Raw genomic sequence first — 16,078 nt, 5'->3', positions numbered from 1 at the left:
GCGAGACGCGCGAGGACGAACGGCTCGACTTCGCGCCCTCCCGATCGGAGCGCCAGCGCAACTTTCCCCGGCGCCATGCATTCCCTTGTCATGGACATCTTCATGGGAGAGTAGATATGCGCACCATGTTGTTGGGATTACTCGCCGCCGGCACACTCGCCGGCTGTGCGGACACGGGCTATGGCACGTCGAGCTATGACAGCGGCTATCGCAGCTATGACTGGAATCGGCCCGACCCCGCGTATGGCGGCTATTATGCCGATCGCTATTATCGCGACGACCGCAGCTATCGCGAACGCCGCCTGTCGCGAGACGAACGGGTCTATCGCGGCCGGGACGGGCGCTATTATTGCCGCCGTTCGGACGGAACGACCGGGCTGATCGTCGGCGGCGTGGCCGGCGGTGTGCTGGGCAACATCATCGCACCGGGCGGTTCGGAGCTGCTGGGCACGGTGCTGGGTGCCGCAGCCGGCGCCGCGGCCGGCGCGGCGATCGACAAGAACGACGTGCGCTGCCGTTGACAATCGGGGCCGCGGCGGCAGGTTGTCGCCGCGTCCCAACATCCGAGGGGGAAATCCGTGACGACACGCACCGCGACCGCACGCTACCAGGGCTTCGGCAAGGAAGGCAAAGGCCAGCTCGACACGCCGTCGGGCGTGCTCGACGCGACGCCCTATAGCTACAATACGCGGTTCGGCGACGAGAAGGGCACCAATCCCGAAGAGCTGATCGCCGCGGCGCATGCCGGCTGCTTCACCATGGCGCTGAGCTTCGCGCTGGCGCGGGCGGGGTTCAGTGAAGGCAGTCTCGAGACGACTGCGGCGGTCAAGCTCGAGCAACAAGGCGACGGCTTCGCCGTCACGCGATCGGACCTGACATTGAAGGCCGAAGTGCCGGGCATCTCGCCCGAGCAGTTCGACGAGCTCGCCGCCGGGGCCAAGGCCAATTGCCCGATCTCGAAGCTGCTCAAGGCCGAGATCACGCTCAGCCATACGCTGGCCTGAGCGGCTTTTGCGCTCAATCTCTACTCGATGACTGGGAATCCGCTGGCGGGAATCGCCGGATCGGATTAGGATTGCTTGTCAGCTGATGGAGTGCGCCCTGATGACTGCGCTATCTCTTCCCGCCAACCTGTCGCTCGTCGAAATCTCGGGTGCTGCCAGCGCGCCGTGGCGCAGCCTGTTCGCCGGGCCGGCGCGGGAGCACATTCCCTATCGCGCAGGTACGCAATCGGAGCGCAATTTGCTCGCCGCGAAGCTCGATGCGGCAGTGACACGTGCCGACGACGCGGTGCTGCTGATCGCCGAAGGCGCGAGCTGCTTCGCGACGGCGTGGTGGGCGCGGCTGTCGCCCGCCTCCTATGTCTCGCGTGTCGCGGGCGCCTTGTTCTTCCAGCCGATCGACGAGCAGGGCGAAAGTGTCGAAGCCTTGCTCGACACCTTCGCTTCGCCGCGCACCCCGCTCCCCTTTCCGTCGATCGTGCTCGGAAGCGAGGATCGGCGATCATTGCGGGCGGCCCGGGTCCGCGTGCTGGCGGACAATTGGGGCAGCGGGCTGGTGGCGACTGCGCGCAATGCCGAAGCCCGGCCGATGCGACGCACACGCAGCGTCATCGAGCGCTTCACCGCCGGCGTGGTTGCCCGCGAAGTGCGCACCGCCACCGCGTTGGTCCGCCAGATCCGCTAAAGGGCCCGCCGGCGGGCTATCAATGCTCGCGGAACGAGGACCAGAAGCTCCCGATCAGCGGCTCGAGCGCATAATCCAGCGCGGTGCGCCTGCGTAAGGGGATCAGCACCTGGACGGGCATGCCGGCCCGGAGCGCGAAATCGGCGCCGCGCACGCCCTGAATCAGGCTCAATTGCTCGCGCGGCACCGTGATCTCGCCGGTGAAATAGCTCATCCCGCTCTTCTCGTCGGTGAAGCTGTCGGCGGAAAGGCGCGTCAGCCTGCCTTCGAGATTGGGCAGAGTGCGTTCGTGGAGCCCCGAGAATTTGACGAGGGTGCGCTGGCCGACATTGAGGTCGTCGGCATCCTCCGGCGATATCCGCGCCTGGATCAGGAGCGGCGTGCGTTCAGGGACGATGTCCATCAGCTTCTGGCCGGGCGCGACCACCCCGCCCGGCGTGAATACCGACAGGCCGACTACCGCGCCGGTCGCAGGCGCGCGGATCGCAGTGCGCTCGAGCTGGTCGCGCGCAGCGGTCCAGCGCGGCAGGATGTCGCCCAGCCGGGTCTCGACATCGCGGAGATCGGCGGCGGTACGCTCGCGGAAGCTGCGTTCCGCCTCGAGCACCTGGATCTCGTTCTCGCGCGCGGCGCCGCGGGTCTGGGCGACGCTGGCATTATACTGGCCGCGCTGGCCCTGGAGCTGGGCACGCGCCCGTTCGAGCTCGCGCATCCGCGTCGCCGAGACGAAGCCCTTGTCGGCAACGGGCTTGAGCGCCGCGATCTGCTCCTCGATCAGGCGGAGCTGTTCGGCCGACGACACTGCCTGTTCGCCATAGCCGCGGCCCTGCTCGCCCGACTGGACGACGCGCTGGCCGAGCGCGCCGCGCTGCGCGGCGAGCACCGAGGTGCGCGCCTGCAATTCGGTCTGCTGCAGCCGCATCGCCAGCGCCGCTTCCTCGCGGTCTTCGGGCGAAAGCGATGCGAATTCCTTTGGTGCCAGGATCTGGCCACGCCCGAGCTGCTCGGCCTCGAGCCGCGCACGCTGGGCGAGCAGCCGGATCGCCTGCGAGGCGAGTGCCCGCTCCTGCGCCTGGACCTCGGCAGCGGCGAGCTGGACCAGCAATTGCCCGCGCTCGACACGCTGACCCTCGCGGACATAGATCTTGCCGACGACGCCGCCATCGCGGTGCTGGACCGATTGGCGTTGGCCAGAGACCACAAGCGTGCCCGGCGCATAAGCGGCAGCATCGAGCCGCGCGAACATGGCCCAGCCGAGGAAGATCACGAAGAAGAGGCCGGCGATCACCAGCCCGATGCGGATGTCCCGCCGCGGATCGGCGACGGGCGAGGTGGAGACCGTCGCGTCACCCGAGGGCGCGAGGAGGATCGGCATGCTCATGCGCCACCCGCAGCGGCAGTGGGCGGAGCGACGCGCCGGAGATTGGGCGGCGCGATCTTGGGCAGGACTTCGTCGCGCGGGCCGTAGAGCTCGACGCGCCCTTCGCGCAGAACGAGAATCTTGTCGACCACCGGCAGGATGCCGAGCTTGTGCGAGACGATCAGTACCGTGCGGCCTTCCGCCTTGAGAGCCGCCAGCGCGGCGACCAGAGCGGCATCGCCTTCGGTATCGAGATGGGCATTGGGCTCGTCGAGGATCAGGATGCGCGGATCGCCATAGACTGCGCGGGCGAGCGCGATGCGTTGTGCCTGACCGGCCGAGACGCCGCGGCCGCCCAGCTTGAGCTGATGGTCATAACCGTTCGGCAGGCGGCGGATCAGCGGATCGGCACCCACCTTGCCGGCGGCAGCGACCACCGCGGCATCGAGCGCGGCGCGGTCTTCGCCCAGTTCGCCGGCGAAGCGCGCGATGTTTTCGGCGACCGATCCCGCGAACAACGCGGCATCCTGCGGCAGGTAGCCTATGTGCCGGGCAAGCTGCTCGGGATCCCAATCGCGCGTATCCGCGCCGTCGAGCCGGACCGTGCCGCGATCGGCGGGGAGTGCGCCGGCGATTGTTCGGACCAGAGTCGATTTGCCCGCGCCGCTGGGGCCGACGATCGCGACGACTTCGCCGGGCTCGAAGCGCAGCGAGATGCTGTTCAGGATGGCGCCGTCGCGGGCTTCGTTGAGGATAGTGATACCTTCCAGCGCGATTGCACCCTGCGGTGCTGGCAGCCGGGTCGGTTCGGGCCGGGCGACGCTGCCGTCGAGCAGTGCGTCGAGACTGCGATAGCTCTGATGCGCCTGGACGATCGTCTTCCACGTGCCGATCAATTGCTCGATCGGCGCCAGCGCCCGGGCGATCAGGAAGGAAGCAGCGAAGATCGCGCCGCCGGAGATGAGGTTGTCGATCGCGAGCAAAGCCCCCAGCCCCAAAGCGAGCGACTGGAGCGCGAGACGCGTGAATTTGGTGGCAGTGAGATAGTTGCCCGCGGCGAAGCTCGCTTCGGTCTGCGCGGCGAGCATCGCCTCGCGCTGGCGCAGCTGGCGCGCGACCATCGCCCGGCGCATGCCGAGCGCGCGGATGCTGTCGCTCGAACCCAGCAGGGCATCCTGGCTGGCATAGGAAGTGCTCGCGATCACCTGCGCGCGATCGAGCCGGCTGCGAGTCGCGCGCTCGTTCGCCCAGGCGATGAGCGGGAGGATCGTACAACCCAGGATCGCTACGACACCCAACCAGGGGTGCACGAGGAAGCAGACGAGGATGTAGATCGGCACCCAGGGCGCATCGAACAGCGCAAGCACGCCAGGACCGGTCAGCGTGCCGCGCATCGTATCGAATTCGCGCAGTGCCTGCCGCGCCACCGGCAGTTCGGGCCGGCCCAAAGTCGCGTCGAGGATCAGCGGCGCGAGCGTGGCATCGAGCTGCACGCCGGCACGGACCAGCAGGCGCGTGCGGATGCGATCGAGCAAAGAGAGTGTCCCCAGCGCAAACAGGAGCACCAGCGTGAGGAAGGCAAGCGTCTGCATGCCCTGCGTCGGCACCACGCGATCATAGACCTGCAGCATGTACAGCGTCGGCACGATGTAGAGCAGGTTGATCAGCGCGCTGAACGCCGCAGCGGCGAAGAAATGCCGCCGGCACAGCGCCAGTGCCTCGCGCAGCACGCCCATCGGCCGCTCAATCCGCATGGTTTGTCGCCCCAGAATGCACCGCCACGCGACCGGTTAGGTCGCGCAGCGGGGCTTCGAGACTATTCGTTACGCGATGTCGCAAATCGTCAGAACCACCCCGTGTCGATCAACTTCTGATGGTCAGCGTACAGGCTGTCGAAGATATCGCCAATGCCGTCGAGGAAGCCGCCGAGACCGGGCTGATGATCCGAATAATAATCCGGCGCGCCGAATTTGACCTGTGCCGCGTCGCTGACGCCCAGCAAAGTGACGCTGGCGCCCCAGCTCAGAGTGAGCGTGAGATCCTTGATTCCGTCACGATTGACGTCCTGCACCCTGGTGCGCGTGACCGACACGCCGTCGTCGAGGACGATCTTGTCCTCGGCGGTATCGAAATCGCCGATCGTGCCGCTGCCTTCGAGCCGGCCGAAATGGAAGCTGTCGGCACCGGCACCGCCATAAAGCGTGTCGTTGCCGAGCCCGCCGAACAGCACGTCGCGGCCGTTTCCGCCCCACAGGGTGTCGTTGCCGAGATCGCCGAACAGCACGTCGTTGCCGTCGCCGCCATAGAGCTTGTCATTGCCGATGCCGCCGTCGAGCCAGTCATGCCCGCCAAGGCCATTGAGCGTGTCGCTGCCGATCCCGCCCGACAATTTGTCCTCGCCCGCAGTGCCGTTGAGCGTATCGGAGAAGATCGTGCCGTTGCGGGTGATCCCGTCGGCCACGCCGGTGACGGTCACGTCGACGGTGGCGGTGCTGATGAGGCCGTTGCCGTCGGTGACGGTGTAGCTGAAGTGATCGACCTGCGTGGCGCCCGGCGCCAGCGCGTCGAACGCATCGGCATCGGCGACATATTTCAGCGTGTGACTCGCCGCGTCGAACACGAGGCTGCCGAGCGTGCCCGTCGAATCGACCGCGCTGATGGCCAGCGTCTGACCGGCATCGGGATCGGAATCGTTGGCGAGCAAGGCCGTCCAGAGGTTCGCGGTGGTCGCATCCTCGTTGACGGCGACGGCGTCATCCGCGGCGACGGGCGCCTCGTTGACGTCGGTCACGGTGACGGTGAAGCTCTGCTGGGTGGCCAGCCCGCCGCTGTCGGTCGCCTTGGCGATCAGCGCGTACTCCGCCACTGCCTCGTGGTTGAGCGGCGCGGTGGTAGTGATCACGCCCGTCGCCGCATCGATGGCGAACAGTCCGCCGGCATTGTCGACCAGCGCATAATGAAGCGTATCGTTGGCGGTGTCGGTGGCCGAGACCGTGCCGACCACACTGCCCGCGGGCAGGTTCTCGGCGACGCTGGCGTTGCTGAGGACGAGGTCCTTCGGCGCAGCGCCGAGGAACAGCAAGGAGACCTGCGGATCGTGATCGGTCGGGCGCGCGCCGCCGAACTGCGCGTTGAGATGGACCGCGTCATATTGCGCGTTGGTGACCAGACCGCCGGTGACGAGGATGTTGTCGATCTGCTGGGCGTTGCCGCCGAACATGTAGCTGTAGCGCTCCTGTTCGGGCAGCAGCGTGTTGAGATTGGTGAACACCCCGCCCTGCGCCGGATCGGTGAGTTGGGTCTGCGCGTCCTCGAAATAGAAGCCGTTCCAGTCGCCGAGCACGGCGATGTTGAGCGCCGGATTGTCGGCGAGATGCGCCTCGACATACGCCTTGACGCCGGCGGCCTGCGCGGTGCGTGCCGCGTCACCGGCATCGCTGGCGGGCTGGTTGTTGCCCCACAGCGGATCGCTGCCGAGCCGCGAAGTGAGGTGGACGTCGATCGCCGTGATCGTCTGGCCGGCAAAGGCGAACTGCGCGACCAGCGGTTTCCGCGTGCCGTTATAGGCGGCGCCTTCGATCAGTTCGGCGCTGCCCTCGATATAATCGACTCGGTCCATGTTGTAGAAATAGCCGCTGCGGATGTTTCCGCCCGGCTCGCCGCCGGTCGAGCCGGCTGTGGTCGGCGCGATCTCGATATAAGCGTAATGCAGACCGGACTGGGCATAGATCGCATCGATCAGGCCCTGCGCCGTGACCGTGCCCGACAGGTCCGCACCCGAGCCGGCGCCGTCAGTGTCCTGGATTTCCTGCACCGCGATGATGTCCGGCGCGCGGAGATTGTAGACGATGTCGGCGGCGAGGATGTCGAACTTCTGGTCCGAAGCGTCGAGATTCTCGAGATTATAGGTCGCCAGCGAGAGATAATTGGCGTCGCCGTGGAGCGCGGTCTGCTCGCGCGTCAGCGTCGTGTCCTGCGTGATAGTCACTGCCTCGGTGACGAGCACTTCGTAATTGTCGAACGAATAATTGACGATGCCGGTGACGCTGCTGAGCTGGTCGCCGATCGTGTAGCCGGGCGTAAAGCCGGCGAAGATGCCGCTGTCGTCGTCGATCTGGATCTTCTCGGGATTGTAATCGGCGACGCCCGTTCCATCGCCCGAGATGGTGATGCCGCCGCGATCATTGACGCCGCTGGCGCCCGCGCCGTGCGAGACGACGACGTCGGTCTCGCCGAACGACGTGGTGTTCGACACCGCCTGCGGCGTATCGAGCGTGACGCGCATGCCTTCGAGCGATTCCCAGAAGTCCACGCCGTCGTGGAGCGGATCGTAGCTGGTGAGGCCGTCGTCATCGATCACCTCGGACGGAGGCAGGATGCCGCCGGTGCCGATCAGCACCGCGGCGGGAAGCGCGTTGCCGTGGCTCTGGACCGTTACCACGGGGGCGGTGATCTCGGTGACCGTCAAGCCCGCCACGTCCCCCGCGAACTCGGCGACCGAACCCCGCACCGAGACGCCGTCGCCGACCGAAACCGTGGGGGCGGTGCTGGTGAAGACGAAGATGCCGTCCGACGTCGCGGCATTGCCGTCACCGGTCGCGGACTGGAGATAGAAGCCGTTGGTGTCGACTGCGGTGACGATGCCGGTGGTAATCACGGGCTGGCCGACATAGGCCGAGGCGTGGCCTTCGCCCTGGATCTGGCCGATCGACAGCGCGATCGGATCGTCGTTGGTGATCGTGCCGGTCGCGGCACCGTCGTCGATCACGACGTTACCGGTGGTCGCGCCGAGCGTGACGGTGAGCGTCTCGTTGCCTTCGCCGATCAGGTCGCCGTTCACCGGAACCACGATCTGCTTCGAGAATTCGCCGGGCGCGAAGCTGAGCGTGCCCGAGAGGATCGCGGCCGCGCCGAGATCGTCCGCGGTCGCGGTGCCGTCGAGATTGACCGCATAGTCGACCGTCGCGGCAAGCGCGGCGCCGCCGGCCCGGTTGACGGTGAAGACGAGGTTGGCCGTGCCGCCGTCGCCTTCGACGACTTTCGCGTCGCCGATCCGCAGATGGCCGGTTCCCGTCGCCGACAGAAAGGCCTGGCCGTCGTTGAGCGTGCCGAAGCTGTCGTCCGAAGAATCAGCCCAGCTGAAGTCCGCGGTGCTCGAGCCGGTGCCCTTCAGCTGGAGCGACAGGCCCAGCCCTGGCGCGGGCTCCTGGCTCACGCCGATATCGGTGCTGGTCACGCCGGCGGCGGGAGTGCCCGCGGCGGCGGTAAAGGTGCCTTCATAGGAAAGCAGCTGGATGACGGTGCCGTCGGGCGCGATCAGCGCGACGCCGTCGGCGGCGCCGTTCTGCAATCCGGCACGCGCGAAGCTGACCGCGCCGAACCCGTTGGATTCGTTATCGATGACGCCCGAGAGGGTGAGCGTATCGTACACCGGCGCCGCGGCGGGCGTGTTCGAGCCGTTGTAGAAGACCAGCTTGTAGCCGGTAAGATCCGTGCCGGCGGCACCGGCGATCTCGATCGCCTCGCCCGCATCGGTGCCGGCATTGTCGTAGTGGATCTCGTTGATGAACACATTGGCCGGCGGCGAAGGCGGCGCGACGTCGTCGTTGGTGATCGCGCCGGTCGCGACCGCGTCGCCCAGCGCGACGCCGCCCTGGGGCGCGCTCAACGTCACGGTGAAGCCGTCGTTCGATTCGAACGCCGTGTCGCCCTGCACCGGCAGCCGGATTTCGGCGGTAGTGGCGCCGTCGGCGAAGCTGACGGTACCGGTTGCGACGAAGCCTGCACCGAAATCGGCAGCGTCGGCAGTGCCGAACGCGACCGTCCAGGTGGCCGAAACCGCGCCCGCGCTGCCATCGGCGCGAGTCACGGTGAAGACGATGTCGTGCGTGCCGCTATTGCCCTCTGCGGTGGTCGCGTCGGCGATGTTGAGCGTGCCGGGCTGGGGCGGCACCACGCCGCCGAAGCTCTGGCCGGCATTGACGCCGCCGGGCGTATCGTCGGCGATCAGCGCCCAGGTGAAGTCCGTGACCGCGGTGCCGCTGCCGACCAGCCCGATCGAGGTGCCCGATTGCGTGCCGTTCTCCGACACGCCGACATTGACGCTGGTCATGCCCGCAGCGGGACCGTCGGCGGCGGTGAAGCTACCCTCGTAGCTGAGGAACTGGACGACGTTGCCGGCCGCATCGACCAGCGCCACGCCGTCGGGCGAACCGTTCTGGATGCCATCGGTGGGATAGGCGATCGAGATCGTGCCGAAGCCGTTCTGCTGGTTGGCGAGCACGCCACTCAGCGTCTTGGTGTCATAGACCTTGAGCGCGGTGCCGCCGCTCGTCGCGCCGTTGTAGAGAACGATCTTCCAACCGGTCAGGTCGGTTCCCGCGAGGCCTGCGATTTCGACAAACTCGCCGCTGTCGCCACCCGCATTGTCATAATGGAGTTCGTTGATGAACACGTTGGCCATGATCGATCCTCTGTTTGACGGCAGTCATGGTCCGGGCCGGCGCCATGACGGAACAATGCGGTGGGGAAGACTGGGGAATCTGTACTTCGCTAGGGGGCGATCATGACAGCAACATTGCGAGGCTCAACCGGCTTGTGCCGACGTTGCACACTTGTCGCGATAATCTGTGGATAATCGCGCCGCTCCCTTTGTGTACAACGAGGTAGCGCCGTTGCGTCGTCCGGAAATCGGACATCAAAACCGCCGGTGCACGTCGTTTCGACGAGATGTCCGCGAGCGCTTGCCCCCGATCGGCGCCAGTGCCTATGCTTGCCTCCCACCTCTTTGCGGGACCCCGCCCATGAAGCTGCTTTGTTCCGCCGTCTGTGCCCTCGCCCTGCTCCCCGGCATCGCTTCCGCCCAAGCCGGCGATACGGAAGCGCACGCGCTCGACATCGCGAAGCGCGCGATCGCCTTTCGCAGTGTACAGGGACCCGGCAACCAGACCCCGCAGCTTGCGGCATGGCTCAAGGAGCAGCTCGTCGCCGGCGGCTTCGCGGCAAATGAAGTGACCGTCACCCCGGTCGACGACACCGCCTATCTGGTCGCGCGCTGGCCGGGGACCGACGCCAAGGCCAAGCCGCTGGTGATCTCCGGGCATATCGACGTGGTGGAGGCCAAGCCCTCGGACTGGCAGCGCGATCCGTTCACTCCGGTGGTCGAGAACGGCTATCTCTATGGCCGCGGCGCGACCGACATGAAGCTCGACGCGGCGATTGCGATGGCGACGCTGATCGAGATGAAGAAGCAGGGCTACAAGCCGCGCCGCGACATCATCCTGCAATTCTCGGGCGACGAGGAAACCACGATGAAGACCTCGGCGATCATCGCCGAAAAGCTCAAGAACGCCGAGCTGGTAATCAATATCGACGGCGGCGGCGGGGTGCTCGACGAGAAGACCGGCAAGCCGCTCTATATGACCTGGCAGGGCGCCGAGAAGACCTATGCCGATTTCGAGCTGACCGTAACCAATCCCGGCGGCCATTCGTCCGAGCCACGGCCGGTCAATGCCATTGCCGAGCTGTCGGCTGCTCTGGCGAGGATCGACGCGTATCGCTTCCAGCCCGAGCTCAGCGACCTCAGTCGCGCCTATTTCAACGCCGCCGCGCGGTACGAAAAACCCGAGACCGGCGCCGCGATGAAAGCCTTCGCCGCCAACCCCGCCGACGAGAAGGCCGTCGCCACGCTGCGCGCCAATTATGCCACGATCGGCAAGATCGGCACGACCTGCGTACCGACGATGGTCTCGGGCGGCCATGCGCTCAACGCTTTGCCGCAGCGCGCGACGGCGAATATCAACTGCCGCATCTTTCCCGGCCACAAGCCCGCCGACATCATGGCCGAGCTCGCCCGCGTCGCCAACGATCCGGCAATCCAGTGGAAAGACGTCACCGAAGGATCGGTCGCGACCGACGCCTCGCCTATGCGGCCCGATTTCGTGCGTGCCGTCGAGAAGGCACTGAGCAAGGCCTATCCAGGCGTACCGGTCTTCCCGAGCATGTCCTCCGGCGCCAGCGACTCGATGTGGTATCGTTCGGTCGGCGTGCCGAGCTACGGTGCCAGCCCGGTCTTCATCAAGGAATCGGACAGCTTCAGCCACGGGCTCAACGAGCGCACGCCGGTCGCCGCGATTGCGCCGGCGATCGTCTATTATCGCTCGCTGTTCACTGATCTATCGAAGTAACGCCGCGATCTGCGCCTCGGTGATCGCGCGCGCTTCGACCGCGTCGAGCACCGTTGGCGACAGGCAGAGCTCGAGCCACAGCCCGTCGACCAGCGCGGTGATCGCGATCGCCGCGCGCCGGGTCGCCGGCGCGACCAGCCCGCAGGCGGCGAGCAACGCCTCCAGCTCCGTGCGATAATGCGCATATTGGGCGTCATGAAGCGCGGCGACGTCACCCCGCGCGATCACCAGCCCCCAGAATGCGGTCCACGTCGCCAGCAGCGCGCGGTCGGCGATCGGTGGCGCGAAGCTCGCCGCGACATAGGCGCTCAGCCGCGCCCGAGGGTCCTCGCCCGCGTCGGCCACCGCAGCATCGAGCGCCGCCGATACTTGCTCGCCGATATGGCCGTAGGTCGCTGCGATAAGCGCATGGACCCCGCCGAAATGATGCGCGACCAGCCCGGGCGACACGCCCGCCTCCAGCGCGATTGCCCGCACCGAAGCCCCCGCCGCCCCATCGCGTGCCAGGACGCGCGCCGTCGCCTCGATCAGCGACTGGCGCCGCGCATCGGGTTCGGCGCGCGTGAAGGCGGGGTTGCTCATGCCGCGAGCTTATTATACGATCGTATAACAAGCAATCTCGGAGTCCGGCCATGGCGACCCTCGCCTCCTCGCCCAACCCAGGCATCGATCCCGACGCCGACTGGTCGCTGCCCGGCTGGATCTATACCGATCCCGAATTCCTGAGCGTCGAGGCCGAGCGCATCCTGCGTCCGTCGTGGCAGATCCTGTGCCACGAGAGCGATCTTGCGGAAGCGGGCGACTGGCGGGCGATCAGCTATCTCGGCGAGAATGTCGTCGCGGTGCGTGGTCGCGACGGCACGATCCGCGCTTTCCACAATGTCTGCCGTCACCGCGCAATGCGGATCGTCGAGGGCGATGCCGGCTGCGCGCACAAGCTCGTCTGCCCCTACCATGCCTGGACCTACGAGCTCGACGGCCGCCTCTCGGGCGTGCCGATGCGGCGCGACTATCCGGCGCTCGACATGGATGCGAGTGGGCTCGTACCGGTGGACGTATCGATCTGGCGCGGCTTCGTCTTCGTTCGGCTGGAGGACGATGGCGGTCCTTCCGTCGCCGAGATGATGGCACCCTATGACGCCGAAATCGCCCCCTATCGTTTCGAGGATATGCGCCGGATCGGCGATGTTCGCACGCGCGAACGCGCGGTGAACTGGAAGAATGTCGGCGACAATTATTCGGACAATCTCCACATCCCGGTCGCGCATGACGGGCTGACCCGGCTGTTCGGCAAGAGCTACGCGATCGAGGCGTCGGGCTGGGTCGACAAGATGTCGGGCGATCTGGTCGACCGCCCCTCGGCCAATCCGTGGGAGGCATTCTACCAGCGCCATCTGCCGCGCGTCGATCACTTGCCCAAGGCGAACCAGCGGCGCTGGCTCTACTACAAGCTATGGCCGAACATGGCGTTCGACATCTACGCCGACCAGATCGACTTCATGCAGTGGCTGCCGACGTCGCCGACCAGTTGCGTGCTGCGCGAGATGGCGTTCGCGCTTCCCGATGATCGCCGCGAAATGAAACTCGTGCGTTATGCCAACTGGCGGATCAACCGCGTGGTCAATGCAGAGGACACCTGGCTGATCGAGCGCGTCCAGCAGGGCATGGCTTCGCAGAGCTACACTGCCGGGCCGATCGGCACGAGCGAGGTCTGCCTGCGCAGCTTCGCCGCCAAGATCCGCACGATCATTCCCGAGGCCCGGCTGCACCGCGCGCCGGCTCCGGGCTGGTCGCGGCGGCCGCGATCGGTCGATCCCTGACTTTCGTCACCCTGAACTTGTTTCAGGGTCCACCGCGCCACCAGCACCACCGTCGCCCGCTGAGCGGTGGATGCTGAAACAAGTTCAGCATGACGACTGAGGGGAAACGATGGCCAGGAAATACGACGCGATCGTCATCGGCGGCGGGCATAACGGCCTCGTTTGCGCATTCTACCTGGCGCGTGCCGGGCTCAAGGTCCGTGTGCTCGAGCGGCGCCACGTCGTCGGCGGCGCGGCAGTGACCGAGGAATTCCATCCGGGTTTCCGCAATTCCACCGCAAGCTACACCGTCAGCCTGCTCCGTCCCAAGGTGATCGCGGACATGAAGCTGCACGAGCGCGGCTGGCGGATCATCGAGCGGACGATCAGCAACTTCTTTCCGCACGAGGACGGCTATCTCAAGCTCGGCGGCGGCACCGCGCGGACACAGGCCGAATTCGCCCGCTTCAGCCGGAAGGATGCCGAGACCTTCCCGAAATATGAGGAAGCCCTCGAGCGCGTCGCCGAGGTGCTGCGCGACATGGCGCTCAAGACCCCGCCCAACGCCGGCGGCGGGGTTCGCGCCTTGCTCGCCGCCGCGATGCAGGGAAAGCGGCTTGCGGCCATGGACATCGAGGCGCAGCGCGACGTGATGGACCTGTTCGTCAAATCGGCGCGCGATTTCCTCAATAGCTGGTACGAGAACCCGTACATCCAGGCGGCGTTCGGTTTCGATGCGGTGGTCGGCAATTACGCCAGCGTGGATACGCCGGGCAGCGCCTATGTGCTGCTCCACCACGTCTTCGGCGAAATCAACGGCAAGAAGGGGATGTGGGGTCACAGCGTCGGCGGGATGGGCGCGATCACCCAATATATGGCCGAGGCGTGCATCGAGGCCGGCGTCGAGATCAGCCTTGAGGCGCCGGTCGCCAGAGTGCTGGTCGACGGCAAGAAGGTCGCCGGCGTGCGCCTCGAATCGGGCGAGGAGATCGCGGCGAAGATCGTCGCGGCGAATGTCGGGCCCGCTTTGCTCTACCGCCAGCTCGTCGACCGCGCGGACATGCCCCCCGAATTCGCCCGTCGCATGGATAGCTTCAAGGCCGGGTCCGGCACCTTCCGGATGAACCTCGCGCTCTCCGAGCTCCCCGATTTCACGGTGCTCCCCGGCAAGCAAAAGGCCGAGCATCACACCGCCGGGATCATCATTTCGCCGACGCTCGACTATATGGACGCGGCCTATACCAGCGCGAAGGCAAAGGGCTGGTCCGACGAACCGATCGTGGAAATGAAGCTTCCCACCTCGGTCGACGACAGCCTCGCCCCCGAAGGGATGCACATCGCCAGCCTGTTCTGCCAGCAATTCGCCCCCGTGCTGCCCGACGGCCGGAGTTGGGACGACGAGCGCGAGGCCGCGGCGGACCACATCGTCGATACCGTCACGAAGCATGCCCCCAATTTCAAGGCGTCGATCATCGCCCGCCAGATCCACAGCCCGCTCGACCTGGAGCGCAAATTCGGGCTGGTCGGCGGCGACATCATGCATGGGCATATGTCGCTGGACCAGCTCTGGGCGGCGCGCCCGGTGCTCGGTCATGGCGACTATCGCGCGCCGATCGCGGGGCTCTACATGTGCGGATCGGGCACCCATCCCGGCGGCGGCGTCACCGGCGCGCCGGGACACAATGCCGCGCACGAGATCCTGCGCGATCGCTCGCTCGTCAGGTGGCTGTTGCCGATCTGAGGCTGGCCCGCCGCACCCACAGGAACACCGGCAGTCCGAGCGCGAGCAGCCCTAGGCCCCAAAGGTTCGCGCGCAGGCCGAGTCCGTAGATCATCCACAGCACGAACCCGGCAGCGACGATCGCCGCGAGCGTCACTGCGCGATCGCCTGCGAGCAGCTTGAGCGCGGCGAGCGCGCTGGCGAAATAAGCGAGCATTCCGGCGGCAAGGCTGATCGTCGCGATCTCGGCGAACAGCGTGGCTGTAGAACCGGTGTAATTGAGTGCCATCACCAGCGTCACCAGCGCGCCGGAGACCAGATGCGCGCGCGCCGGGGTTCCCTGCCGGCTCTCTTTGCCGAACCATGCGGGGAAGACCCCGCCACGCGCCATCGCCCACGGCATCTCGCCCTGCAGCAGGATGAAGCCGTTGAGCGTCCCGAGCGCGCTGATCGCGGCAAAGACGGCGACAATGAGCTGCGCGCCCGCCCCCCACGATCGCCCGAGGAATGCGGCGAGCGGCGCAGGCGATGCGGCGATCAGATCGGCGGGCATCATCAGCGCGATCGCACCAGCGACGAGGACATAGACCATCCCGGCCAACGCAGTCCCGAGCATCGTCACCAACGGCACGATCCGCGCCGCATCCTTGACCTTGTCGGCCGGAACGGTCGCCGATTCGACGCCGAGGAACCCCCAGAAGGTCAGCGCCACCGCCCCTGCGATCGCACCGGCGCTGATCGGCACCGGCTGGTTGGCGGCGATCGCGGATTGGCCGTCGCGCAACAACAGCCACAAAGCGACGAGGATGATCGCCGCGAGCGGCGCGAGCTTGAGCAATGCGGTGACCAGCTGGATGCGCCCCGCCAGCGCGACTCCGCGGATGTTGACCGCGACCAGCCCCCAGATCAGCACCAGCGCCGTCACGAAGGCCGGCGCCCCGCTTGCCAACGCCGGAAACGGCACGCCCAGCGCACTCACCACGGCGATCGCCAGCGCGCCATTGCCCGCCCAGACGAGGATCCAATAGCTCCACGCGACTGCGAACCCCACTACGGGCCCGAACGCCGCGTCGGCAAAGGCATAGGGCCCGCCCGCGCAGGGCAGCTTCGCCGCGAGCCGGGCGAACACAAAGGCGAGCGCCATCGCCCCGAAGATCGTCACGCCCCAGCCGATCAGCGCATTGGCGCCGAGCGGGGCAAGCGTCGCGGGCAGCAGATAGATGCCCGACCCGATCAAATTCCCCACTACCAGCGCCAGCGCCGGCCAGAAGCCGAGCACGCGTCGCGGCGAGGATGCGGTGTCGCTCACGCACCTGTTGTCACCGCG

At 66.8% G+C, this 16,078-nt stretch carries 11 protein-coding genes; 6 read left to right on the top strand and 5 right to left on the bottom strand.

The genetic code is table 11. The annotated features are described in order from the left end of the window. The first annotated feature begins 116 nt into the window (after positions 1 to 116). From BR78_RS0119990 to BR78_RS21125, 3 genes are all read left to right on the top strand, one after another. Positions 117 to 521, top strand: coding sequence for a glycine zipper 2TM domain-containing protein (locus tag BR78_RS0119990; RefSeq protein WP_025587140.1), 405 nt, complete (start codon positions 117 to 119; stop codon positions 519 to 521). A gap of 57 nt (positions 522 to 578) precedes the next feature. Further along, entirely contained in the window at positions 579 to 1,004 is a 426-nt protein-coding gene (locus BR78_RS0119985; protein ID WP_025587142.1) for an OsmC family protein, read from the top strand. Between the two features lie 100 nt (positions 1,005 to 1,104). Next, entirely contained in the window at positions 1,105 to 1,686 is a 582-nt protein-coding gene (locus BR78_RS21125) for an alpha/beta hydrolase (protein ID WP_025587144.1), read from the top strand. Positions 1,687 to 1,705: 19 nt separating this feature from the next. Here BR78_RS21125 and BR78_RS0119975 read toward each other — a convergent pair whose 3' ends face one another. The 3 genes from BR78_RS0119975 to BR78_RS21120 all read right to left on the bottom strand — a co-directional run bounded on the left by BR78_RS0119975 (position 1,706) and on the right by BR78_RS21120 (position 9,509). Then, entirely contained in the window at positions 1,706 to 3,061 is a 1,356-nt protein-coding gene (locus BR78_RS0119975) for an HlyD family type I secretion periplasmic adaptor subunit (protein ID WP_231478355.1), read from the bottom strand. Positions 3,062 to 3,063: 2 nt separating this feature from the next. Further along, complete coding sequence (locus BR78_RS0119970) at positions 3,064 to 4,800, bottom strand: type I secretion system permease/ATPase (protein ID WP_081855873.1); 1,737 nt, start codon at positions 4,798 to 4,800, stop codon at positions 3,064 to 3,066. 89 nt (positions 4,801 to 4,889) lie between these two features. Further along, the gene (locus BR78_RS21120) at positions 4,890 to 9,509 is read right to left on the bottom strand and encodes a cadherin domain-containing protein (protein ID WP_051683438.1); all 4,620 of its coding nucleotides are present in this window, start codon (positions 9,507 to 9,509) and stop codon (positions 4,890 to 4,892) included. Between the two features lie 340 nt (positions 9,510 to 9,849). On the opposite strand from BR78_RS21120, the gene BR78_RS0119960 reads away from it, so the two are divergent. Next, the gene (locus tag BR78_RS0119960) at positions 9,850 to 11,232 is read left to right on the top strand and encodes a M20/M25/M40 family metallo-hydrolase (protein WP_029937502.1); all 1,383 of its coding nucleotides are present in this window, start codon (positions 9,850 to 9,852) and stop codon (positions 11,230 to 11,232) included. Here the strand turns inward: BR78_RS0119960 and BR78_RS0119955 are convergent. Further along, positions 11,221 to 11,814, bottom strand: coding sequence for a TetR family transcriptional regulator C-terminal domain-containing protein (locus BR78_RS0119955; protein ID WP_029937501.1), 594 nt, complete (start codon positions 11,812 to 11,814; stop codon positions 11,221 to 11,223). The genes BR78_RS0119960 and BR78_RS0119955 overlap by 12 nt on opposite strands. Before the next feature lie 50 nt (positions 11,815 to 11,864). On the opposite strand from BR78_RS0119955, the gene BR78_RS0119950 reads away from it, so the two are divergent. Together BR78_RS0119950 and BR78_RS0119945 are read left to right on the top strand one after the other, a co-directional pair. Beyond that, a complete protein-coding gene (locus BR78_RS0119950) occupies positions 11,865 to 13,052 on the top strand; it encodes an aromatic ring-hydroxylating oxygenase subunit alpha (RefSeq protein ID WP_029937500.1) in 1,188 nt (395 codons plus the stop codon). A 109-nt stretch (positions 13,053 to 13,161) separates the two neighbouring features. Next, entirely contained in the window at positions 13,162 to 14,772 is a 1,611-nt protein-coding gene (locus BR78_RS0119945; protein ID WP_029937499.1) for a phytoene desaturase family protein, read from the top strand. Here BR78_RS0119945 and BR78_RS0119940 read toward each other — a convergent pair. Next, positions 14,750 to 16,060 carry an amino acid permease gene (locus BR78_RS0119940; RefSeq protein ID WP_025561090.1) on the bottom strand — a complete coding sequence of 437 codons (1,311 nt, stop codon included), beginning with the start codon at positions 16,058 to 16,060 and terminating at the stop codon, positions 14,750 to 14,752. The two genes, BR78_RS0119945 and BR78_RS0119940, sit on opposite strands and share 23 nt — an antisense overlap. Positions 16,061 to 16,078: the final 18 nt, after the last annotated feature.

The sequence above is a fragment of the Sphingomonas sp. UNC305MFCol5.2 genome (assembly GCF_000712135.1).
Taxonomy (GTDB): Bacteria; Pseudomonadota; Alphaproteobacteria; order Sphingomonadales; family Sphingomonadaceae; genus Sphingomonas.
The sequence above is the reverse complement of the archived record's forward strand: the minus strand, read 5'-3'. Positions and strand labels throughout refer to the sequence as shown.

Bases quoted from the DNA above. Each gene is read 5' to 3' on its own strand.
- BR78_RS21125 (WP_025587144.1), top strand. From the start codon at position 1,105: ATGACTGCGCTATCTCTTCCCGCCAACCTGTCGCTCGTCGAAATCTCG.
- BR78_RS21120 (WP_051683438.1), bottom strand. From the start codon at position 9,509: ATGGCCAACGTGTTCATCAACGAACTCCATTATGACAATGCGGGTGGC.
- BR78_RS0119970 (WP_081855873.1), bottom strand. From the start codon at position 4,800: ATGCGGATTGAGCGGCCGATGGGCGTGCTGCGCGAGGCACTGGCGCTG.
- BR78_RS0119960 (WP_029937502.1), top strand. From the start codon at position 9,850: ATGAAGCTGCTTTGTTCCGCCGTCTGTGCCCTCGCCCTGCTCCCCGGC.
- BR78_RS0119950 (WP_029937500.1), top strand. From the start codon at position 11,865: ATGGCGACCCTCGCCTCCTCGCCCAACCCAGGCATCGATCCCGACGCC.
- BR78_RS0119945 (WP_029937499.1), top strand. From the start codon at position 13,162: ATGGCCAGGAAATACGACGCGATCGTCATCGGCGGCGGGCATAACGGC.
- BR78_RS0119975 (WP_231478355.1), bottom strand. From the start codon at position 3,061: ATGCCGATCCTCCTCGCGCCCTCGGGTGACGCGACGGTCTCCACCTCG.
- BR78_RS0119955 (WP_029937501.1), bottom strand. From the start codon at position 11,814: ATGAGCAACCCCGCCTTCACGCGCGCCGAACCCGATGCGCGGCGCCAG.
- BR78_RS0119990 (WP_025587140.1), top strand. From the start codon at position 117: ATGCGCACCATGTTGTTGGGATTACTCGCCGCCGGCACACTCGCCGGC.